Source organism: Mesorhizobium sp. M2D.F.Ca.ET.226.01.1.1 (genome assembly GCF_004022705.2).
In the GTDB taxonomy this organism is placed as follows: Bacteria; Pseudomonadota; Alphaproteobacteria; order Rhizobiales; family Rhizobiaceae; genus Mesorhizobium.
Genome location: NZ_RZOY02000002.1, coordinates 127,715 through 148,659, shown reverse-complemented (window position 1 = coordinate 148,659; position 20,945 = coordinate 127,715). Strand labels below are relative to the sequence as shown.

General features: G+C 64.5%; 18 protein-coding genes, 1 tRNA gene and 2 pseudogenes. 7 read left to right on the top strand and 14 right to left on the bottom strand.

Annotated features, from left to right (window positions below; genetic code table 11):
* Nucleotides 1-3: 3 nt before the first annotated feature.
* Nucleotides 4-80 (top strand) — tRNA-Met (locus EN869_RS04490).
* Nucleotides 81-348: 268 nt separating this feature from the next.
* Entirely contained in the window at nt 349-990 is a 642-nt protein-coding gene (locus EN869_RS04485) for a ThuA domain-containing protein (protein WP_127225121.1), read from the top strand.
* A 100-nt stretch (nt 991-1,090) separates the two neighbouring features.
* On the opposite strand, the pseudogene EN869_RS04480 reads toward EN869_RS04485, so the two are convergent.
* A pseudogene (locus tag EN869_RS04480) lies at nt 1,091-1,365 on the bottom strand (hypothetical protein).
* Nucleotides 1,366-1,525: 160 nt separating this feature from the next.
* Between EN869_RS04480 and EN869_RS04475 the strand changes: the two are divergent.
* Nucleotides 1,526-2,563: pseudogene (locus EN869_RS04475) on the top strand (FAD-binding oxidoreductase).
* A gap of 36 nt (nt 2,564-2,599) precedes the next feature.
* On the opposite strand, the gene EN869_RS04470 reads toward EN869_RS04475, so the two are convergent.
* The 4 genes from EN869_RS04470 to EN869_RS04455 form a co-directional block, all read right to left on the bottom strand.
* Nucleotides 2,600-3,628 carry an ATP-dependent DNA ligase gene (locus EN869_RS04470; RefSeq protein WP_127225120.1) on the bottom strand — a complete coding sequence of 343 codons (1,029 nt, stop codon included), beginning with the start codon at nt 3,626-3,628 and terminating at the stop codon, nt 2,600-2,602.
* 80 nt (nt 3,629-3,708) lie between these two features.
* Nucleotides 3,709-5,064 (bottom strand): glutamine synthetase family protein, encoded by a 1,356-nt coding sequence (locus EN869_RS04465; RefSeq protein WP_127225119.1) that lies wholly within the window; start codon nt 5,062-5,064, stop codon nt 3,709-3,711.
* Nucleotides 5,065-5,301: 237 nt separating this feature from the next.
* The gene (locus EN869_RS04460) at nt 5,302-6,000 is read right to left on the bottom strand and encodes a GntR family transcriptional regulator (protein ID WP_127225118.1); all 699 of its coding nucleotides are present in this window, start codon (nt 5,998-6,000) and stop codon (nt 5,302-5,304) included.
* Between the two features lie 149 nt (nt 6,001-6,149).
* On the bottom strand, nt 6,150-6,932 hold the full coding sequence (locus EN869_RS04455; RefSeq protein WP_127225117.1) for a glucose 1-dehydrogenase: 783 nt from the start codon (nt 6,930-6,932) through the stop codon (nt 6,150-6,152).
* Between the two features lie 207 nt (nt 6,933-7,139).
* Here EN869_RS04455 and uxuA point away from each other — a divergent pair, with 207 nt between their 5' ends.
* Nucleotides 7,140-8,324 (top strand): mannonate dehydratase, encoded by a 1,185-nt coding sequence (gene uxuA / locus EN869_RS04450; protein ID WP_127225116.1) that lies wholly within the window; start codon nt 7,140-7,142, stop codon nt 8,322-8,324.
* Nucleotides 8,325-8,385: 61 nt separating this feature from the next.
* Here uxuA and atzF read toward each other — a convergent pair whose 3' ends face one another.
* From atzF to EN869_RS04410, 8 genes are read right to left on the bottom strand one after another with little or no spacing between them, the layout of a single operon-like run.
* Nucleotides 8,386-10,218: an allophanate hydrolase gene (atzF, locus tag EN869_RS04445; protein WP_127225115.1), complete on the bottom strand. Its 1,833-nt coding sequence runs from the start codon at nt 10,216-10,218 to the stop codon at nt 8,386-8,388.
* Nucleotides 10,215-10,565 carry a cupin domain-containing protein gene (locus EN869_RS04440; protein WP_127225114.1) on the bottom strand — a complete coding sequence of 117 codons (351 nt, stop codon included), beginning with the start codon at nt 10,563-10,565 and terminating at the stop codon, nt 10,215-10,217. Before EN869_RS04440 ends, atzF begins: the two co-directional genes overlap by 4 nt.
* Nucleotides 10,558-11,226: an isochorismatase family cysteine hydrolase gene (locus tag EN869_RS04435; RefSeq protein WP_127225113.1), complete on the bottom strand. Its 669-nt coding sequence runs from the start codon at nt 11,224-11,226 to the stop codon at nt 10,558-10,560. The genes EN869_RS04440 and EN869_RS04435 overlap by 8 nt, the downstream gene beginning before the upstream one ends.
* The gene (locus tag EN869_RS04430) at nt 11,226-12,755 is read right to left on the bottom strand and encodes an ABC transporter ATP-binding protein (protein WP_127225112.1); all 1,530 of its coding nucleotides are present in this window, start codon (nt 12,753-12,755) and stop codon (nt 11,226-11,228) included. The genes EN869_RS04435 and EN869_RS04430 overlap by 1 nt, the downstream gene beginning before the upstream one ends.
* 10 nt (nt 12,756-12,765) lie before the next feature.
* Nucleotides 12,766-13,467, bottom strand: coding sequence for an isochorismatase family cysteine hydrolase (locus EN869_RS04425; protein WP_127225111.1), 702 nt, complete (start codon nt 13,465-13,467; stop codon nt 12,766-12,768).
* 40 nt (nt 13,468-13,507) lie between these two features.
* Nucleotides 13,508-14,434 (bottom strand): ABC transporter permease, encoded by a 927-nt coding sequence (locus EN869_RS04420; RefSeq protein ID WP_127225110.1) that lies wholly within the window; start codon nt 14,432-14,434, stop codon nt 13,508-13,510.
* Nucleotides 14,434-15,558, bottom strand: a complete 1,125-nt coding sequence (locus EN869_RS04415) for an ABC transporter permease (protein WP_127225109.1) — start codon at nt 15,556-15,558, stop codon at nt 14,434-14,436. The genes EN869_RS04420 and EN869_RS04415 overlap by 1 nt, the downstream gene beginning before the upstream one ends.
* Nucleotides 15,559-15,588: 30 nt before the next feature.
* The gene (locus EN869_RS04410) at nt 15,589-16,716 is read right to left on the bottom strand and encodes a BMP family ABC transporter substrate-binding protein (RefSeq protein ID WP_127225108.1); all 1,128 of its coding nucleotides are present in this window, start codon (nt 16,714-16,716) and stop codon (nt 15,589-15,591) included.
* Between the two features lie 334 nt (nt 16,717-17,050).
* Here EN869_RS04410 and EN869_RS04405 point away from each other — a divergent pair, with 334 nt between their 5' ends.
* Nucleotides 17,051-17,704: a GntR family transcriptional regulator gene (locus EN869_RS04405; protein WP_245489381.1), complete on the top strand. Its 654-nt coding sequence runs from the start codon at nt 17,051-17,053 to the stop codon at nt 17,702-17,704.
* On the opposite strand, the gene EN869_RS04400 is transcribed toward EN869_RS04405, so the two are convergent.
* Nucleotides 17,682-18,494 (bottom strand): helix-turn-helix transcriptional regulator, encoded by an 813-nt coding sequence (locus EN869_RS04400; protein WP_245489361.1) that lies wholly within the window; start codon nt 18,492-18,494, stop codon nt 17,682-17,684. The two genes, EN869_RS04405 and EN869_RS04400, sit on opposite strands and share 23 nt — an antisense overlap.
* Before the next feature lie 119 nt (nt 18,495-18,613).
* Between EN869_RS04400 and EN869_RS04395 the strand changes: the two genes are divergently transcribed.
* Both EN869_RS04395 and EN869_RS04390 read left to right on the top strand, forming a co-directional pair.
* Nucleotides 18,614-19,750 carry an ABC transporter ATP-binding protein gene (locus EN869_RS04395; RefSeq protein ID WP_127225106.1) on the top strand — a complete coding sequence of 379 codons (1,137 nt, stop codon included), beginning with the start codon at nt 18,614-18,616 and terminating at the stop codon, nt 19,748-19,750.
* Entirely contained in the window at nt 19,731-20,894 is a 1,164-nt protein-coding gene (locus tag EN869_RS04390; RefSeq protein ID WP_127225105.1) for a spermidine/putrescine ABC transporter substrate-binding protein, read from the top strand. Before EN869_RS04395 ends, EN869_RS04390 begins: the two co-directional genes overlap by 20 nt.
* The last annotated feature ends 51 nt before the right edge of the window (nt 20,895-20,945 follow it).

Genomic DNA, 20,945 nt, shown 5'->3' with positions numbered 1-20,945 from the left:
TGACGCGGGGTGGAGCAGCCCGGTAGCTCGTCAGGCTCATAACCTGAAGGTCACAGGTTCAAATCCTGTCCCCGCAACCAAACAAAACAGCCCGCCTCGCGCGGGCTCTTTTGTTTTTTGCTCCAAGCGCCGGCGATCTTAACCGCCATCAGCATACCCAAGCAGGCGAAACCGACGCCGCCGGACACAAAACAGCCCGCTCAACGCAGGCCGTTCCGCTCATCGCAGGCCGTTTTGCGTTTATGACGACTCTCCTGGGAAACCAATCGCGGAAACCAACCCGCTGCCGGCTTGCGTTTCGGTCCACCTGCTCCCAGAAAGCCAACGCAGCAGATGATGGAGAGAAAAATGCGGCAAGCGCTGATCGTATGGGGCGGCTGGGAAGGGCACGAGCCCGAAGCCGGGTCGCGCGCCGTCAAGGCGATGCTCGAGGAGGAGGGCTTCGCCGTGCGCGTCGAAAACACGACCGCGGCGTTCGCCGATCCGGCTATCGACGATCTCAGCCTGATCGTGCCGATCTACACCATGTCCAAGATTGGCAAGGAAGAGGTGGCCAACCTGACCAGGGCGGTCGAGAACGGCGTCGGCCTCGGCGGCTACCATGGCGGCATGGGCGACGCGTTTCGCGAATCGCCCGAATACCAGTTCATGTGCGGCGGGCAATGGGTCGCGCATCCGGGCAACATCATCGACTACCGTGTAAACGTGACGCGGCGAGACGACCCGATCATGCAGGGCATCGAGGATTTCCCCTACCGCTCCGAGCAGTATTACATGCATGTCGACCCTTCGAACGAAGTGCTGGCGACGACAACATTCTCCGGCGAACATGCGCCATGGATCGACGGCGTCGTCATGCCGGTGGTGTGGAAGCGACGGCACGGCAAAGGGCGGGTGTTCTATTCGTCGCTCGGGCACGTGGCGTCGGAATTCCAGGTGCCGCAGATGCGAACCATCCTGCGCCGTGGCCTGGCGTGGGCGGCGCGTTGAGCGATCGGCTTGAAGCTGGTTGAACGCTCCGGTATTCGACCCCAGACGCTCAGCCCGCGCCTCGCCTTTGTATCTGCGCTCGCCCGTCTGATCAGGCTTGTTACACCTCGTCGAAGCGGCTTCCCTCCTTGGAAGAATCGCGCGACAGCGCGCGTTCTTCCTCGTCGTCGGGCAGGGCTTCATCACTCTCCTGATAGGCATTGTCATCGTCTTCCTCCGGCAAGACGCCTTCGGTCTCGCCGGGTCCGGCTTGTCGTTCTCAGTCGTCACACTGTCGGGAAGCACCTTGCTGCCCTCGAAGGAATCCCAATCCTGCTGTTCGAGCTCCGGGGCTTCTGTCTCTTCCTTGATTCGTTGTTTGTTGCGCGGGGCCATTAACGGTCTCCTGTTTACAGCTTCCTCCATCGAGCAACCGACCGCAGGATCAATTGTTCCCGATGCTGCGGTCTTCGATCGCCGCGGATAGCCCGCCCATGGGTCCCGACAGGGAACGGCGAGGCGTGCTGCGATTTATTGTGCGGAACCGGGAATCCCCATGCCTCGCAAGCTCGATCTCAGAAGCGGCACCCCTGTCTGGTCGGTCTATCGTTCGCCGTCAGTCCCCGTGGAACGGCTTACCCGGGATGTTAAGGCCGACATCCTGATCGTCGGCATGGGCATCAGCGGGGCGATGATGGCTAAAGCACTGACCCGCGACGGCCATTCGGTTGTCTGCATCGACAGGCGCGGACCGCTGAAGGGGTCGACCGCGGCGACCACGGCGCTGGTTCAGTTCGAAATCGACCAGCCTCTGACGAGATTGTCCAGGATCATCGGCGCTGATGCCGCGCAGCAGGCCTGGCGCCGGTCGCGCCTGGCGCTGTTCAATTTGCGCTGGCGCGCCGCGGCCATTCTCAGCCATGACAATCTGGCGCTCGACCCGCGCAAACTCACCTCCGGGCTGCTGCACGCGGCGTTGAAACGCAAGGCGCGTTTCTATGCGCCGGCGGAGGCGACGGCGATAGAGGCCAACCGCCAGAGCGTGACGGTTGCGACCCGGAACGGGCCGACGATCATGGCAAAGCACCCTGCTTCTGGCGACTGGATACGAACTGCTCGATGCCGTTCCCGCGGTCAGCCACCGCGTCATCTCGACATGGGCGATCGCGACGCGCCCGCAGCCACACAAGATCTGGCCGCGTGCGGCGATGATCTGGGAGGCGTCCAATCCTTACCTTTATATGCGCGCGACCGCGGATGCACGCGTGATCTGCGGCGGCGAGGATGAGGACTTCATCGACGAGGAGCGTCGCGATGCGTTGATGGCGAAAAAGACCAGGCGCCTGGAGGAGAAGCTGGGGCGCGTTTTCCCGCAGCTCCACACGGAGGCCGCATTTGCCTGGAGCGGCTCGTTCGGGGCAACCAGTACCGGGCTGCCGACCATCGGTAGTGTGCCCGGTCATGCCCGCATCCATGCTGTGGTGGGCTACGGCGGCAACGGCATAACTTACTCTCAAATTGCGTCCGAGATCGTCTCGGCTGCGATAACCGGGCAAAGGACGCGGACGCGGAGCTCTTCTCCTTAAAGGCGTGACGGCCAACGGGCGTTTCCCAACCAAAAAGCTCAGGGCTACCCGATCTGCTCGAAGGTGCATTGTCTGGGCGCCTTGTCCGGCCGCCAACGCAGGAGCTTGGTGCCGTGCCGGAAGCGGTCGCCGGTGACATGGTCGAAGCGGACTTCGACGACCAGTTCCGGGCGCAACGGCTCCCATTCCCCGCTGCGTTCTGTGCTCCATCGGCTTGGACCGCCCGGCGCCTTGCCGGTGAAGCCCGGCACACCGCGCAACGCCTCGAGCTTTTTGGTGAGCACGGCGCGCTCGTCGTTGGCGATGGTCGAGGTGAAGCCGACATGATCGAGCAGGCCTTGGCCATCATAGAGGCCGAGCAGCAGCGAACCGACTTGCCGTTTGCCGTTGAGATAACGAAAACCGCCGACGACGCAATCGGCCGTGCGCAGGCGTTTAACCTTCACCATCACCCGCTCGCCTCGCTGGTAGGGCTCGTCGAGCCGCTTTGCGACAACACCGTCGGTCGAACCATGGCCGGCGCCTTGCAGCCATTTGTTGGCACTGGCGAAACTCGTGGTGCGCGGCGAAAGCCGCAGCGAGGCGTTGCCGGACCGGGCAACGAACTCTTCCAACAAAGGGCGCCGCTCAGACAGGGGAAGCTCAAGCATGAGCCTGCCGCCTGGCGCCACCAGCATATCAAAGAGAATCAGCTGCCCCGGCGTCTCCATGCTCAGCTTTCGGATGCGGCTCTCGGCCGGATGAAGCCGCATCTGCAGCGCATCGAAGGAAGCGCGGCCGGCGATCTCGATCACGATCTCGCCGTCGACGACGAAATCCCGGGCTTTCAGACCCTGCAGCAAAGCGGTCAATTCCGGGAAGTAGCGGCCGAGCGGCTTGCTCGATTTGGCGCGCAGGTCGACAGCCTGTTTGCCTTTGAAGGCGAGGCAGCGAAAGCCATCCCATTTCGGTTCGTACTGCCAAGCCCCATCGTTGCGCGGCAACGCCTCTGCGGTGCGCGCTTCCATCGGCGGCGTGTCCAAAGGCAGCGGGAAGCCATGTTCGTCGCGAGCGTAAATGCCGGGATATTCCATCTGCACTGAACGCCGAAGTGCGCATTCAGTTTCGGGTGGCGATGAAATGCGTGGGGCCCAACGGCGGAGAGTTCGGGAGCCTAAACGCTCTCGAGATAGGTCTCGATCTCGAAGTCGCTGACATTGAGCGCGAAAGTGTTCAGCTCCTGGCGCTTACAGGCGACGAAGGCGTCGCGCAGCATGTTCGGGAAGATCTCGGCGACACGCGGGCCGGCCTCGAAGGCGGCGATCGCCGAGGCCCAGTCCGGCGGCAGCTTGGCGAGCGCCAGCCCCTGGCCTTCGCCGCCGGTCGGCTCGCCTGGCGAGAGCTGGCGCTCGATGCCGATCAGCGCCGCGCCGAGAATCGCCGCCAGCACGAGATAGGGATTGGCGTCGGCGCCGGAGACGCGATGCTCGATGCGGCGCGCGGAGGACGGACCGCCCGGAATCCGAATCGCCACCATGCGATTTTCGTAGCCCCAGGCGACGGCGGTCGGCGCATAGGATCTCGGCCGCAGCCGGCGGTAGGAATTGAAATGCGGCGCGAACACCAGCGTGCTTTGCGCCATCGCGGCAAGCAGGCCGCCGACGGCATGGCGCATGGTGTCGGAACCCTGGTCCGAGTTGTCGTCGAAGATGTTGCGGCTGTCCTTGTCGAGAACGGAGAAATGCACGTGGAAACCGTTGCCTGCGCGCTCGCCATAGGGCTTGGCCATGAAGCAGGCGGCGAAGCCATGCTTGCGGGCTATGCCCTTTACGGTGCGCTTGAACAGCACCGCGTCATCCGCGGCGCGCAAGGCGTCCGGCACATGGTTGAGGTTGATCTCGAACTGGCCGACGCCGTTCTCGGCAATCGCGGTGTCGACCGGAATGTCCTGCATGCGGCAGGCTTCATAGATATCGTGGATGAAGGCCTCGAAATCGTCGACCTCGTCGATCGAGAGCGCCGCGTCGGAATCGAGGCGCCTGCCGGTGACCGGCGAGACGGGGCCAACGGGCCGCTGCGAGGTCGGGTCGACGAGGTAGAATTCGAGCTCGGTCGCGGTGACGGGCGTCAGGCCAAGCGCCGCGTAGCGATCGAGGATGCGGGCCAGCGCGCGGCGCGGGTCGCCGAGATAGGGCGCGCCGCTGTCGTCCGCCAGCCAGAGCGGCAGAAGCGCCGTGGGATGCGCCGTCCAGTTGACGGGCAGTATGCCGCGCCCGGTCCAGTGGCAAAGCCCGTCGGCGTCACCAGTCGAGAACACCTGGGCGTTGCCTTCGATGTCCTCGCCCCAGATGTCGAGGCCGATAGCCGAATAGGGCATACGCAGCTTGCCTTCGAGCGCCTTGCGCGCCTGTTCGACCGGAATGCGCTTGCCGCGCATGATGCCGTTCAGGTCGCACACCGCGGCCCTGAGGCTCTGGATATCCTTCCTGCTTTCAAGCCAATTCAAAACGTCCGCAATTGCATCGCTCAATTTCCAGCCCCTGTTTTTGAGGTGCTGTAGCCTTTGTCGGCTACGATATCCAATTTTCAGCTTATGAGTTCATGAAGGCTGCTCCGGCTCGCGCCGAATGGCTTTCCTTCATTTTTTCAAGTCACTAGCTGGGATATCGGGCGGCATTTCTGGTCCGTTTTCTGCGATCTGCGATCGCAACATAGCGGCCCGACCGACGAAAGCCAAGCTGGAATCGGCACGCTTCGCTCCAGCCCGTCAGGGGCGCAATTCCGGAAACTTCACCTGGCCGAGGATGTGCTTGGCGCCCTCGTCTATGTCGCGCACGATCGCCGCCCGCGCCCGCTCGCCATCGCCAGCCTCGATCGCCGCGACGACCTCCTCGTGGTAATCGATGCCGAGAATGCCGGCGAGATCGTCCTCGAACCCGATGCGCAGGTTGCGCAGGAACGGACCGACCTGCATCCACACCGTCTCGATCAGGAAGATCATCTGCTCGTTGCCGCAATGACGGTAGACCCCGAACTTGAAGTCGTGGTTCTTGCGCAGATAGTTTTCGATATCGCCGCTGCGCGCAGCCTGGGTGAGCTCGGCGCAATGGCGGCGGATGGCGCGCAAATTGTTGCCGTTGATCAGTTTGGTCGCAAGCTCGGTCGCCGTGCCTTCCAGGACCGTGCGCAGCGCGGTCAATTGCGCAAAGCGCTCGGCGGAGATCAGCGGCACCTCGACGCTGCCATTCGGCATCGGGCTCAGCGCCCTCAGCGCCTGCAGCCGCGTGAAGGCGCTGCGTACCGGCATGTCGCTGGTGCCGAGCTCCTTGGCGAGCTTGCGCGAGGTCAGCTTCTGGCCGGGCTGCAACTGACCCGACATCAGGGCCCGCACAAGCTCCAGATAGACTTTCTCATGCAGTGGAACGGTAGCGACAGAGGTCAGTCCGATTCGCGATTTGTCGGCCATTGGCTTTGCGTTACTTCGTCATTCTGAACGCTGATTCGTCGCTCTATCCGCCGGGGATAGTTTCCGATGGCGTTGGTGCGCACGATAGACGGTTAGCGCGCGCCGCCGCAAGGAGCGTCCGTCCCCAGAGGCGTCATTGGGACTGCGGCTTATCGAACCCCGATGCCCGCCAAAAGGCCGCCGTCTATTCGGTAGTCCGAACCGGTGCAGAAGCTTGCCTTGGACGAGCACAGGAACGCGATCAGTTCCGCCACTTCCTCCGGCTCGCCGATGCGGCCGAGCGGATGCGCTTCGCCAAAGCGTTTGAAGGCGGCTTCGACATCCGCATTGGGATCGTCGGCGCGGGCGGCGCGTTCGAGAATCGGGGTGCGGACGGATCCCGGGCTGACGGAGTTCACGCGAATGCCCTTTCGGGCATAGTCGAGCGCCAGCGAGCGTGTCAGCGTATGGATTGCGCCCTTGGTGGTGGCGTAGGCGGCGACATTCTCCTGGCAGGCGATCCCCTGCACGGAGGCAACGTTGACGATGGCGCCGCCGCCGCGCTTGATCATTTCGGGTATGCCGAAACGGGCGGTGAGATAGATCGACCCGACATTGACGGACATCGTTCGGTTCCAGGTCTCGAAATCCGTCGTCGTGGCCGTGCCGTAGGGATGTACGGCGGCCGAATTGACGATGATGTCGAGCCCCCCGAATTTCGCGACGCCGGCGGCGATCGCCTTCTCCACCTGGTCGGGCACGGCAACATCCGTGGCGAGCACGAGCGCGGCCGCACCCGCGCGAGTGAGCTCGGCCTGCAGCATCGCATTGGCGGCCTGATCGATGCCGAGCGCGATGATCGCGGCGCCGCCCTCGGCAAGACGACGCGCGGTTGCCTCGGCGATGCCGGTCGTCCCCGTCACCAGGGCGACCTTGCCGTCGAAATCGTTCATGGACAAAACTCCTGCAATGATGGACGAAAGCGCGTGTCGGTGGTTCGCTGCAAGGCGCCGAAATCACCTGATTTGACGTTTATTGTCATCCGACAATAGGGTCGATCGCAACCACGCTGAAGCGCTCGCGCTTTACGTCTTTGTTTCGATGCATGGCGGCCATTTCAGAACCGAGATGTATTGAAATGCAAGCTTTGAGAGGCAGTCATGGAACAATGCTGGCGCTGGTACGGCCCGAACGACCCGGTCACGCTCGACCACATCAAACAGGCCGGCGCGACAGGCATCGTGACGGCGCTACACAACATCTATGACGGCAGCGCCTGGCCGCTCGACGCCATTCTTGAACGAAAGCGCATCATCGAGGCGGCGGACCTGACATGGTCGGTGGTGGAAAGCATTCCCGTCCACAATTCGATCAAGACCGGAACGCCCGAGCGGGAACGTTACGCCGGCTGGTACAGGGACACGATCCGGGCGCTGGCCAAGGCCGGCATCTCGACCATCTGCTACAATTTCATGCCGGTGGTTGACTGGACCCGCACCGATCTGAAGTACCGGCTGCCGACCACCGGCTACGCATTGCGCTTCGATGCTCTCGATTTCGCCGCCTATGACGTCTTCGTACTGAAGCGGCCGAATGCCGAGGCGAGCTACAGTCCGGTGCGGTTGCAGGAAGCGGAAGCGCGGCTCAGGACCTTGAGTGGCGAAGACATCGATAGGATCGAGCGCAACCTGATCGCCGGCCTGCCAGCCACCGAGCGCACCTATAATCGCGAGACGATGCGCGATGCGCTCGCGGACTATGCCGCGATCGGCCCGGCCGAGCTGCGCGCCAACCTCGCCTGGTTCCTGAAGGAGATCGTCCCGGCAGCCGAGGAAGTCGGCTCGCGCATGTGCATCCATCCCGACGATCCGCCCTTCTCGCTGTACGGTTTGCCGCGTGTGGTTTCCACGGCGGACGACGCGCGTTTCATCCTGGAGACGGTCGACAGCCCGTCCAACGGGCTGACCTTCTGCACCGGCTCCTATGGCGTGCGCGCCGACAACGACCTGGTCGCGATGATCGAGGAGTTCGGTTCCCGAATTCATTTCGCGCATCTGCGCAACGTGACGCGCGAGGCGGATGGCTCGTTCTACGAGGCCGAGCATCTGGAAGGCTCTACCGACATGGCCGAAGTCATCCTGGCGCTGATGAAGGAAGAGGCGCGGCGGCGCAAGCAAGGGCGCTCCGACTGGCGCATCCCGATGCGGCCTGACCATGGCCATCTGCTTGCCGACGATATCGGCAAGACCAAGATCAATCCCGGCTATTCGCTGATCGGCCGGCTCAAGGGTCTTGCCGAGTTGCGCGGCATCATGCGCGCCGTGGAGCGGTTCGAGCTGGCCTGAGGCGGACGCGTTTGGCATGTTGGGCCGACCCGGCGAGGTCGGCGCTTGACTGGGCCGCCGCTCAGTTGGAGGGAGCGCTCTCCAATTGTCGTTGAACCCCGCTCGCTCGGGTAACATAGCTGCGCCAGCCGCCATAGGCCGAGATGTCCGTCGCCGCCGCCAGGCCGGCGGTCTCGGCCAGGAAACCCTTCGCCGAGGTGCCGTCGTCGAGCTCGATGGTGCCGATCCCGAGCGGCGGCGGGATCGCCGCGACGAAACGGCCAAAGGCGTCCGCGCAAAGGCGCCAGACCTCGATCTCGATGGCGGAGCCGCCGGGGCCGACCCGCACGAGCCCGGGCTTGGGCGGGGTCTGGCCGGCGAGCTCATAGAGCTTGTAGGAAGGGGCCGTTCGCGCCGACCTGCTGAAGCTTGCGCCGGCTTCCTTCAATTGGCCGTTGAGCGGCATTCCCGAAAGATGCGCGCCGACCACCACCAGCTCGATCGTGCCATCCTCGGCCGACGCGCCGACAGGCCGCGCGCTCGACTGCCGCCATCCGGTCGAGCCGAGAGTAAGGCCGCTGGCGGCATGGAGATCGCGTGCCACCGCCGCGACGAGGGCGTCCCGCCCGGCGGCCGCCAGCAGGGTGACGCTCATCGGCAGGCCATCGTCGCGCGTGCCTGTCGGCACGGCGATGCCGCACATATCGAGCAGATTGACGAAATTGGTGTAGGTGCCGAGGCGGCTGTTGGTGACGATCGGATCGGCAAGCACGGCATCGACCGTGTAGTGAGTCGGCGCGGTCGGCACGCAGAAGAGGTCGACGGAAGCGATGACCGGGGCAAGCCGCGCCTTGTAGGCCTGCAAGGCATAGAACCCGCGGAAGGCGTCGGCGGCCGACAGGTTTCTGGCGCCGCCGATGATCTTGCGCGTCACCGGATGAAGGGAAGCTTCATTCGCCTCGAAGAAATCGCGGATTGCCGCGTAGCGCTCCGCCACCCAGGCGCCTTCGTAGAGCAGATCGGCTGTGGCATAGAAATCGCCGAACGGTATCTCGACAAGCCTGGCGCCGAGCGCCTCCAACGCGGCGAGGGCAGCCTCGAAGCCGGCCTGCATCGAGGCGTCGCCGAAGAATTTCAGATCGGCCTTTGACGGGATGCCGACTTTCAGCACCGGCGGTCGGGCAGCGAGATGCTGGACGGCGATGTCGCGCGAATAGGGATCGGCGGTATCGTGCGCGGCTGCGACCGAGAACACGGCATAGGCGTCGTCGACGGTCAGCGCGAAGACCGAGACGCAGTCCAGCGTCCGGCAGGCCGGAACGACGCCCGTCGTGGACAGGGCGCCGACCGTCGGCTTCAGCCCGACGATGTTGTTGAGGCCGGCCGGGATGCGCCCCGAACCGGCGGTGTCGGTGCCAAGCGCGAAGGAGACGATGCCCAGCGCCGTCGCCACCGCGGAGCCGGAAGAGGAACCGCCGGGCACGAGTTTTGGATCGATCGCATTTCTTGGGATCGGCCAGGGCGTGCGCACGCCGACCAGGCCGGTGGCGAACTGGTCGAGATTGGTCTTGCCGACGACAAAAGCACCCGCGGCCTTGAGCCTCGCCACGACCGTCGCGTCCTTGTCCGGCGTATAGGCATATTCCGCGCAGGCCGCCGTGGTCGGCATGCCGACGACATCAATATTGTCCTTGACGGCGAAGGGGATGCCCCAGAGCGGCTTAGCCACGGGATCGAACGACCCGAGTGCCTCGGCCTCGCCCAGCAACTCCGCACTCGTCGCAAGGTGGATGAAGATCCCCGGATCGTCCGCTGCCTCGATGCGGGCAAGGATCGCATCAATCACCTCGGCGATACCAAGCCCGCTTTGGTAGGCCGCGTGCAGGCTGGCGATGTCGAAGCGGATGTCGTTCATTTCGTCTCCCCCAGTATGATCACCGGCAGGTCCCATTGGATCAGCACGACGCAACCCTCCTTCGTCCACACCGAATGCTCGGTGCCGACCGGGTTGAGGATCACGCTGCCCGCCGGATAGTCGCCGTTCTCGTCGCTCTGCGTGCCTTCCAGCACGACGATGGTCTCCAGCCCGGCATGGCGGTGGCGCGGCACGCCGGCACCCGGCTGATATTTGAGCAGCGCGACCGATGGTTCGACCGGACCGCCCTTGAGCAGCCAGTGCACGGTGACCCCGTCGCGGAAAGGCTCGAACACCAGATCGCGCCAGCCGCCGTCGACGAGGCCGGCAAAGGCAAGATTAGGCATTCGCAATCCCTTCGAGCACCTGGTCGGTGGTCGCCGTCCAGCCGACGATCGCGCCTTGCGCCCTGATCATGGCGAGCGCGGCCGCCTTAAACTCGGGAAAGTAGCTTTCCGTCGCGTCCTCGGCGACGAGGCATTCGTAGCCGCGGTCGTTGGCCTCGCGCATCGTCGTCTGCACGCACACCTCGGTCGTCACGCCGGCAAAGACGAGCTGCCGGGCGCCGAGCCGCTTGAGGTCGTCGCCGAGGCCGGTCGCGTAAAAGGCGCCCTTGCCGGGCTTCTCGATGACGATCTCGCCGGGCAAGGGAGCCAGTTCCTCGACGATCGCGGTGCCGGGCTCGCCGGCGATCAGGACGCGGCCCATGGGGCCGACATCACCGATGCGGATCGACGGGTTGCCGCGATCGCGTTTGGCGGGGGGCAGGTCCGAAAGGTCGGGCCTGTGGCACTCCATGGTATGGATCACCGGCAGGCCGGCGGCGCGAAAGCCCTCGATGAGCCGCTTCACCGTCGGCACGATCGCCGTGACCCGGCTGACGTCATTGCCAAGGCTGGCGCCGAAGCCGCCGGTTTCTGCAAAGTCGCGCTGCATGTCGATGACGATGAGCGCTGTCGTTTGGGGCTTGAACGCAAAGGCGAAAGGCTGCGCTGCAATTTCAGCCATCAGTGATGCCCCGCCATATGCTCGCCGATGGTCTGCACGCTGGCCTGCGCGATCGGCGTCTCGTAGACGAGCGCGCCATCGGACATGACGAGAATGCGATCGGATAGCTCCAGCAGCTCGTCGAGGTCTTCGGACATCAGGAGCACCGCGGCGCCGGCGTTGCGCGCCTTCATGATGCGAGCCCGGATTTCGGCGACCGCGGAGAAGTCGAGGCCGAAGCAGGGGTTGGAGACGATCAGCAGGTCAACCTCGCCGGTGAGCTCGCGGGCGAGCACGGCGCGCTGCACATTGCCGCCCGACAGCGAGGCGATCGGCGACGACAGCGATGCCGTCTTGACCTTGAACTGCTCGACCAGGCGGGCGCTGAAAGCCTTGATGGCGCCGGCGCTGATCCAACTCACCGGCTTGCCGTTGCCGTCCACGTCGAAGGTGCGGAAGGCGATGTTCTCGGCGACCGTCATCCTTGGCGCGCAGGCATTCTTCAGCGGCTCCTCCGGGATCAGGCGGACATTCAACGCGCGCGCCTCGGCGCGCGTCGCCGCATAGGTGGCGCCGCGAACCATGACCTCGCCACCGTTGCGCGGGCGCTGTCCGGCCAGAACTTCCAGGAACTCCTTCTGGCCGTTGCCGGAGATGCCGGCGATGCCGACGATCTCGCCGGAGCGCACGCCGAGATCGGCAATGTCGATCGACTTCAGCCCGGTGCGGTCTGGCGCCTTCAGCGCCTTCACCTTGAGCACGATCTCGGCGTCCGGCTTCGGTTCGGCGCGGCTGTCGAGCGCCGCGATCGGCTGGTCACCGATCATCATCGCCGCCATCTCCCTGCGGGAAAGGTCGGAGACTTTGCCGGTTCCGGTGAGCCTGCCCTTGCGCAGCACGGTAATGTCGTCGGCGAATGCCGTGACCTCGTGGAACTTGTGCGAGATCATCAGCACGGTGAGGTCGCCGGCCTTGGTCATGCCACGCACCAGGCCAAGCACTTCCTGCGCCTCGCCCGGGGTGAGCACGGATGTCGGTTCGTCCAGCACCAGGAAATTGCGACCGAGATAAAGCTGCTTGATGATCTCCAGCTTCTGTTTCTCGCCGGCGGCGAGTTCCGCCACTTTGACGTCGAGCGGCACTTTGAACGGCATGCCGCTCATGAAGGCGGCAAGCTCGCCGCGTTCCTTGCGCCAGTCGATGACGCCGGGCACTCTCTCGCGCGAGATGACGAGGTTCTCGGCGCCCGTCAGCGAAGGCACGAGCGTGAAATGCTGATAGACCATGCCGAGGCCGAGCGCCGAGGCATCCCTGGGGCTGGCGATCGTCACCTGGCGTCCATCGACCAATATGTCGCCGGATGTCGGGTGGTAGAAACCCATCATGCATTTGACCAGCGTCGACTTGCCGGCGCCGTTCTCGCCGAGCAAGGCATGGAAGGAGCCTGCCGGCACCTTGATGGAGACATCGTCCAGCGCCGTGAAGGCGCCGAAGCGCATGGTCATGCCGATGGTCTCGACGCCGATCGCCTTGCTATGCGTACCACTCATCGCCGCTTCCTCACGGCAACTGCGCGACGAGCGCGGCCGAATTCGAGACCGCGCCAAACACGCCGCCCTGCATCTTGATCATCTTGATCGCCGCCAGATGGTTGCCGTAGTCGGTCGCCCCGCAGCAATCCTCCAGCGTCACGCATTCGAAGCCGCGGTCGTTGGCCTCGCGCATGGTGGTGTGCACGCAGACATCGGTGGTGATGCCGGTCAGCACGATGTTTTCGATGCCGCGCTGGTTGAGGATCAGCTCCAGATCGGTGGCGCAGAACGAACCCTTGCCGGGCTTGTCGATGATTGGCTCACCCTCGGCCGGATAAAGATCGGGGATGATGTCCCAGCCCGGCTCGCCGCGCACCAGGATGCGCCCGCACGGACCTGGATCGCCGATGCCGGCATTGATGCGGCGCGAGCGCCAGCGCTTGTTGGCGGGCAGGTCGGCGAGGTCGGGGCGATGGCCCTCGCGGGTGTGGATGATGGTGTAGCCCTTGGCTCGCATGGCCGAGAGGACCGACTTGATCGGCTCGATCGGCGCGCGGACCAGCGACAGGTCGTAGCCCATATGGTCGACATAGCCGCCCGGCCCGCAGAAGTCGGTCTGCATGTCGATGATGATCAGCGCCGTGTTGTCCGGTCGCAGATCGCCATTGTAGGGCCAGGGATACGGATCGGCGTCTATGTAGCGCTGGGTGATCTCGGCTCTTGCGTTCATGGCGAAAACTCCGGTCTCGCGAGCGGTTCGTGGTGCGCGGTCATTTGGTGATCGACAGTTCGCCGGGCGCGCCGGCAAGCGTGCGGCTCGGCGACGAGGTGGCGATCATGATGACGAGGGTGAGAATGTAAGGCGCGGCGTAGAACAGGTAGTAGCCTTGCGTGACGCCCACCGACTGCAGCGCCGGGCCGAGAGCGCCGGCGCCGCCGAACAGGAGCGCTGCGGCAAAGCAGCCGAGCGGATTCCAGCGCGCGAAGATGACCAGCGCCACCGCCATCAGCCCCTGGCCGGACGAGATGCGTTCGGTCCAACTGCCGGGATAGTAAAGCGACAGGTAGGCGCCGCCGATGCCGGCCAGCGCTCCGCCGACGCCGGTGGCCAGCAGCCGCACGGTGTTGGGGTTGAGGCCCATGGCGCGCGCCGCATCGGCGCTGTCACCGACCACGCGCACGATGAGACCGATGCGGGTGTTGCGGAAGGCCCACCAGAGGAAGACGGCAAGCGCGGCACCGATCAGGAACAGCACGTTGACGTTGAGCGCCGCCTGCACCTGCGGGATGTCGGACCAGGCGCCGAAGGGGATCGCCGGCAGGTCGGGCGCCGAAGGCTGGATGAAGGGCTTGCCGAAGAAGAAGGCGAGGCCGGTGCCGAACAGCATCAGGGCAATGCCGATGGCGATGTCGTTGACCTTCGGGAACTTGCAGATCCAGCCGTGGAAGAGGCCGAAGCAGAGACCGGCGAGCGCCGCGGCCAGAAGGCCGAGCCATGGCGAGCCGGTCATGACAGCCACCGCGTAGGCGCTCATGGCGCCGAACACCAGCGTGCCTTCGAGGCCGAGATTGATGCGGCCGGAACGCTCGGTGATAGCTTCGCCGAGCGAGACGAAGATGAAGGGTGTGGAGACGCGGATGGCGCCGCCGAGCATGGCGAGCGGCACGCCCCACAGGCCGATGTCGGTCGTTTCCATCAGGTGCTCCGTTGCCACAGGTCCGGGTTGAAGAGCTTGAAGCGGCCGTAGAAGGTCTCGCTGAACAGGATGACGATGAAGAGCATGCCTTGCAGCACCAGCACGGTTGCGTCGGGCAGGTCCATGCGGCGCTGGATCAGGCCGCCGGACGCGTCGATGCCGCCAAGCAGGATGGCAACGGGAATGATGGCGAGCGGGTTGTGGCGGGCGAGGAAGGCGACGAGGATGCCGGTATAGCCATAGCCCGCGGCAAGCGAGCCGTTGGCGCTGCCCTGCACGGCCGCGACCTCCAGCATGCCGGCAAGGCCGGCGAAGCCACCCGCCAGCGCGGTGAAGCCGACGATCAACGGACCGACGGCAAGGCCCTGCACCTGTGCGGCCCTGACATTGCCGCCAGCGATGCGCGCAGCAAAACCCCAGCGGGTCTTCTCTATCAGCAGCCAGGAGAACACGCAGGCGAGGATGCCGACGACCAGGCCCCAATGCACTTCCATGCCCGGTATGTTGCCGATGCGGTAGATGTCGGCCAGCGGCTGGGTCGAGGGTTTGTTCAGCGAGGCCGGGTCACGCAGCGGCCCTTCCACCAGATGGTTCATCAGGGCGATGGCGATGTAGGCCATCAGCAGGCTGGAGATGGTCTCGTTGACAGCTCGGTAATGGCGGAGCGCGCCGACGACACCTATCCAGATGCCGCCGGCGGCTGCGCCCCCCACGCCCATGAGAAGGATAACGAGAAAAGACGGCGCGCCGTTCAGCGCCACGCCGATGGCTGCCGCGGCGACGCCGCCGAGCACAATGGCCCCTTCGCCGCCGATCACGACCAGGCCAAGGCGCGCGGGCAGCGCCACGCAGAGCGCCGCAAGCAGGAGCGGCGCGCCGCGCGACAGGGAGTTCTGGATCGAGAACCAGGAGCCGAAGCCGCCCCGCCACATCGTCTCATAGAGCTGCACCGGCGACTTGCCGACAGCCAGGATGAACAGGCTGAACAGCACCATGCCGACGACCAGCGCCGCGAGCGGAATGACGAAGGCCTCCGCCCGCCTGGCGATCCATTCGAGCGCCGCCCGGTATCCCCTGGCATCGAGGATGGACCGCAGGTCCGGGCTGCTCACAGTGTCCGCCATATCCCCGTCTCCCCTCGGCTCGCGCCTGACTTAGGCCGTTGAGCCGACGACGCCCTCGACGAGATAGTCCATGCTTTCGAGTTCGATGGCGGTCTCGACGAAGGCCTGGCCTTCGGTCGCGACGACGGCGCCCTTGTTGCTCTTCAATGGTCCCTTGATGACGGAGAAGCCGCCCTTCATCATTTCGGCCAGCGTGGCGTCGAACTGCTTGCGCGCGGCTTCGCCCACGGCGGGGCCGAGCGGGCTCATCTTGACGAAGCCGTCGGCCAGTCCGCCGCGCGTGAAATTGGGCAGCGGCTTGCCGGCGACGAGGTCGTCGACGAACATCTTGTAGACCTTGGCCCAGTTCCACTCCGCGCCGGTCAGGTATTTTTCCGGCGCCAGCGGGCTCTGGTTGGCGTGGTAGCCGCAGATGAAGGCGCCGCGTCCGGCTGCGGTCTCGACCACCACCTTGGGACTGTCGACATGGCAGGTGACGACGTCGGCACCCTGGTCGATCAGCGCATTGGTGGCCTCGGCCTCCTTCACCGCCAGCGACCACTCGCCGGTGAAGATCACCTGGCAGGTGATCGCCGGATCGACCGAGCGCGCGCCGAGCAGGAAGGAATTGATATTGAGCAGAACCTGCGGGATCGGCTTGGCGGCAACGAAGCCGAGCTTCTTCGACTTGGTGGTGTGGCCGGCGACGACGCCGTTGAGGTACTGGCCCATGCCGATATAGCCGAAATAGGAGCCGGCATTCATCGGGTGCTTGTCCTTGTTCCACATGCCGCCGCAATGGCGGAACTGCACGTCGGGGAACTTGGCGCACATGGCGAGCATATGCGGATCGAAATAACCGAAGGAGGTCGGGAAGATCAGCGAGGCGCCGTCGAGATTGATCATCGATTCCATCGTCTTCTGGACGTCGACCGTCTCGGGGACGTTCTCTTCCTCGACGATGGAGATGCCTTCGATGCCCTTCAGCGAGGCCGCGCCTTCGGCATGCGCCTGGTTGTAACCATAATCGTCCTTCGGTCCGACATAGATGAAGCCGACGGTCGCGGCGGCGGCGCGCGCGGCGCGGATCGGAAAGGCCGCCGGGGCCAGACCGAGCGCCGCCCCGGCGGCGGAGGTCTTGAGCAGATCGCGGCGGCTAAGCATGAATTTCCCGGTCATATCGAATGCTCCCCTTTCTTGGACCCTGGCGGGCCGGTTAACATGATGTCAAGAAAGTGCATGCAATCACTGTGCCAGTTCCAAGGCGATGTTTTCCGTAATAAAATCAATAGACGGTCTTAGAAGGCTTGCATAAAGGCAAGGCAAGTGCATGCACTTTATGCCTGAAAAATGATCAGTTTGACAGAGAGGTCAAAATCTAGGCATACAGGGGTGCAGCCTGAGTCGAAATCGGCCTGTGAGCCGTCCAGGCCGCAGGTCCGGATACAAGAAACTGGACGGAGGAGACGTGTCGGGAAGGCGCTTGGTCAGGTCGGGCACGACCGTGGATCAGATGGTGAGGGCGATCGCGGACCGCATCGTCACCGGCTATCTGCGTCCCGGCGAAAAGCTCGACGAGGGCTCGCTCGCCGCCCGCTTCGACGTCTCGCGCACGCCGGTACGGGAGGCGCTCGGCCAGTTGAGCGCCATGGGGCTGGTCGAAAGGCGGCCCAATAGGGGGGCTATCGTCGCCGTGATCACGCAGGAACATCTCGCCTCGATGTTCGAGAGCATGGCCGAGCTGGAGGCGATCTGCGCGCGCTTCTCGGCCGAGCGCATGACCGGCGCAGAGCGCCGTTCGCTGGAGCTGGAACATCAGGCGTCGGCGCGCCTGGTGCAGCTCGGCGCCGAGGAGGACTACGAGTATTTCAACACCGACTTTCACAGCAGGCTTTATCGCGGAGCCCACAACGCGCATATCCATGATCTGACCGTGACGACCCGCAGCCGGCTGGCGCCGTTCCGGCGCGCGCAGTTCATGCTGCCAGGCCGGCTGGCCAAATCCTGGCAGGAGCATGACGTGATCGTCACCGCTATCATGCGCGGCGACGGCGCGGCCGCGGGCAAGGCGGCCCGGGACCACGTGTCGATCGTCAGCGAGGCGAGCGCGGTGTTTGCGGCCGCGGACCCGATGGAGTCGAGGCTCAGCCGATCCGTGCGTCGATGATCTCGACGAAGCGGGCGAAGAGGCCGGCCTGCGATTTGATCTTGAGCTTGCGGTAGATGTTGCGGCGGTGGACCTTGACGGTTCCAGGCACGATCCTGAGCGCCCGGGCGATCGATTCCGTTGAATGGCCCTGAAGCACGAGGTCGACCACCTGCTTTTCACGCGAGGTCAGCGACAGGCTCTTCCAGATATGCGCGCGGTCGAGCTCGTTGGGCATGGCGACTGTTTCGTCCGATGGCCGGACAGCGGCTTCGTCGGCAGGCAAAGCAGGCCAGCGCTGCTTGCAGAAACCGATCACCGCCGGCGCCATGTCGCGCAGCAGCCGGGCATCCGCCGTTCCGAAGGGACCGGTGGCGCGCAGCCGCATCAGCGACAGCACCAGCGCGTCGTTGCCGGCTAAAGGCACAAAGAAGCCGACCTCTTCGGCCAGCCGGGTCTGGCTGTAGTAGGAGCGGTAGTATTCGCTGGCATAGAAGCGGTCGGGCGCCAGCTCGCGCATGCGCCAGAAGCCTTCCTTGCGCTCGACCGCGGCATGGTGGAACGGGTCGAGCAGATAGGGCCCTTCCTGATAGAGCGCGACGAAGATGTGGCTCTCCGCCGGCGAGAAGGTTTCGAACAGCAAGGGCGGCCGCGTGGCACCGCGATAGCCGAAGATCACGCAGTGATCGAAACGGACATGCCCGCGCAGCCAGCTGACGATCGCCTTGCCGAAATGGTCGCCTGCCGCTTCTCGCGACGCGGCGATCACGGCGGCCAAGGCGTTGTAGTCGTCACTGCGGGAGGCGGCCAATCCCATACCCCTCTAAACGATAAAATCAGCTAAATATACCACCCGCGAGGTATATACTAGCCGGTATTGGCTCTGCTAGCGTCACGATATTGCCTCATGCTGTCGCTGGAGCCCGTGGCTTGACTGCTGTGCCCGATATCGAATTTCGCGCGGTCACCAAGCGCTATGGCGCGGTCACCGCGGTGAGCGGCATCGACCTTGCCATCCCGCCTTCGGCCTTCGTCGCTTTGCTTGGCCCCTCCGGCTGCGGCAAGACGACGTGCCTGCGCATGATCGGCGGCTTCGAGCAGCCGAGCGAGGGCCAGGTGCTGATCCGCGGCCGGGACATGGCCGGGACGCCGCCTTACCGGCGCCCGGTCAACATGGTGTTCCAGCAATATGCGCTGTTCCCACATCTCAATGTCGAGGAGAACATCTCCTACGGCCTGCGTCAGGCAAGGCCGCGGCTGTCGTCGCGCGAGATCAGCCAGAGGGCAGGCGAGGCGCTTTCCATGGTGCAGCTCGCAGGCTATGGCCGCCGCAAGATCCACGAGCTTTCCGGCGGCCAGCAGCAGCGCGTGGCGCTCGCCCGCGCTCTGGTCAACAAGCCGGCGGTGCTCTTGCTCGACGAGCCGCTGGCGGCGCTCGACAAGAAGCTGCGCACCGACATGCAGATCGAGCTGCAGAATTTGCAGCGCGAAATCGGCATCACCTTCGTGCTGGTCACCCACGATCAGGAGGAGGCGCTGTCGATGAGCGACTTCGTCTGCGTCATGAATGGCGGCCGCGTCGTCCAGCTCGGGCAGCCAAGCGAAATCTATGACGAGCCGGCCGACCTGTTCGTCGCGGATTTCGTCGGCAAGACCAATCTCGTCAGCGGCAAGGTGGCAGGTCTCTCCGGCGATCTCGTCGACATCGCGCTCGCCGACGGCACCGTCATTTCGGCGCGCAAGCGGGTGCCGCTCAGCCGCGGCGAGGCGGTATCCGTCAGCCTGCGGCCGGAATCGCTCAGCCTCTCCGCATCCGGAGGCGGCAGCCTGAAAGGCACCGTGCGCAACCGGATCTTCCTGGGCTCGACGGCGGAATATGCGATCGAGGTCCAGGGCATCGGGTCACTGCTCGCCAAGGCCGACCATGTGATTGGCCAGGGCAATCTCTTCAAGCCGGGCGAACCCGTCGCCATCGGCTTTGCCGCCGGAGCGCCGCTGGCGTTTCCGCACGCCAAGAACAACGGGACCAACCAGAGGGAAAATCAAAATGCCGAAATCCTATCGTGACGGACTGCCGATAAGCCCAGATAAATTCGTCGACCAGTTGATGCGCCTGAAGCGCGGCTCGATCAGCCGGCGTGACTTCCTCGGCCTCACCGGTCTCGGCGTCGCCACCGCGGTGATGGCGCGCGAGCTGGGCATCATGCCGACGCCGGCCTTCGCCGCCGAGAATCTCGGCGACCGCATGTCGATCGCCACCTGGCCGAACTATCACGACCCGCAGACCTTCGAGAACTTCAAGGCCGACACGGGTGTGGCCGTCGAGGTCAATGTCTTCGGCTCGAACGAGGAGATGCTGGCCAAGCTGCAGGCCGGTGGTTCGGGCTGGAGCCTGTTCGTGCCGACCAACTACACCATCTCGACCTACAAGAAGCTCGGCATCATCGAAGCGCTCGACATGGCCAAGCTCGGCAATTTCGACGGCACCAAGGAAGACGCCCGCTTCACCGCCGAAGGCACGATCGATGGCACGATCTACGCCGTGCCGAAGAACTGGGGCACGACCGGCTTTGCCGTCAACACCAAGAAGCTCTCCAAGCCGATGACGAGCTGGAAGGAGTTCTGGGATACGGCGATGGCCGAGGGCGACGGCCGCACCATGGTGCATGACTACCAGCTGACGACGATCGGCAATGCGCTGAAATATTACGGCTATTCGTTCAACTCGCTGAAGCAGGACGAACTCGCCAAGGCCGAGGAACTGCTGCTCAAGGTCAAGCCGCATCTGTTCGCGGTGTCGAGCGACTATCAGCCCGGAATGCGCGCCGGAGATGCCTGGATGACGATGTGCTGGACCAATGACGGCGCGCAACTCCATCGCGACATTCCCGAGATCGCATATGTGCTCGGCAAGGAAGGGGGCGAGATCTGGACCGACTTCTACGCCATTCCGAAGGATGCGCCAAACAAGCCGGCCGGCTATGCGCTGCTCAACTATCTGATGAACCCGAAAGTGGCGGTGAAGGAGCATCTGGCCAATGGCGCGCCCTCGACTGACGCGCGCGTCAACGCGCTGCTGCCGAAAGAGGTGCTCGACAACCCGATCCTCTATCCGGCCGCCGACCTGTTGAAGCCGCTCGAGTTCGGCGCTGCCGCGACGCTGACCGATCCGGGTCGCGCAGAGCTGATGGCGCGCTTTAAGTCGGCTTGAGCAAGACCGGCCACAAAACCTCTCAAGACAATGCGACCGGCGGACGAAAGT

Bases quoted from the DNA above. Each gene is read 5' to 3' on its own strand.
- EN869_RS04420 (WP_127225110.1), bottom strand. From the start codon at position 14,434: ATGGAAACGACCGACATCGGCCTGTGGGGCGTGCCGCTCGCCATGCTC.
- EN869_RS04435 (WP_127225113.1), bottom strand. From the start codon at position 11,226: ATGGCTGAAATTGCAGCGCAGCCTTTCGCCTTTGCGTTCAAGCCCCAA.
- atzF (WP_127225115.1), bottom strand. From the start codon at position 10,218: ATGAACGACATCCGCTTCGACATCGCCAGCCTGCACGCGGCCTACCAA.
- EN869_RS04405 (WP_245489381.1), top strand. From the start codon at position 17,051: ATGGTGAGGGCGATCGCGGACCGCATCGTCACCGGCTATCTGCGTCCC.
- EN869_RS04460 (WP_127225118.1), bottom strand. From the start codon at position 6,000: ATGGCCGACAAATCGCGAATCGGACTGACCTCTGTCGCTACCGTTCCA.
- EN869_RS04390 (WP_127225105.1), top strand. From the start codon at position 19,731: ATGCCGAAATCCTATCGTGACGGACTGCCGATAAGCCCAGATAAATTC.
- EN869_RS04410 (WP_127225108.1), bottom strand. From the start codon at position 16,716: ATGACCGGGAAATTCATGCTTAGCCGCCGCGATCTGCTCAAGACCTCC.
- EN869_RS04425 (WP_127225111.1), bottom strand. From the start codon at position 13,467: ATGAACGCAAGAGCCGAGATCACCCAGCGCTACATAGACGCCGATCCG.
- EN869_RS04485 (WP_127225121.1), top strand. From the start codon at position 349: ATGCGGCAAGCGCTGATCGTATGGGGCGGCTGGGAAGGGCACGAGCCC.
- uxuA (WP_127225116.1), top strand. From the start codon at position 7,140: ATGGAACAATGCTGGCGCTGGTACGGCCCGAACGACCCGGTCACGCTC.
- EN869_RS04415 (WP_127225109.1), bottom strand. From the start codon at position 15,558: ATGGCGGACACTGTGAGCAGCCCGGACCTGCGGTCCATCCTCGATGCC.
- EN869_RS04470 (WP_127225120.1), bottom strand. From the start codon at position 3,628: ATGGAATATCCCGGCATTTACGCTCGCGACGAACATGGCTTCCCGCTG.
- EN869_RS04440 (WP_127225114.1), bottom strand. From the start codon at position 10,565: ATGCCTAATCTTGCCTTTGCCGGCCTCGTCGACGGCGGCTGGCGCGAT.
- EN869_RS04430 (WP_127225112.1), bottom strand. From the start codon at position 12,755: ATGAGTGGTACGCATAGCAAGGCGATCGGCGTCGAGACCATCGGCATG.
- EN869_RS04455 (WP_127225117.1), bottom strand. From the start codon at position 6,932: ATGAACGATTTCGACGGCAAGGTCGCCCTGGTGACGGGGACGACCGGC.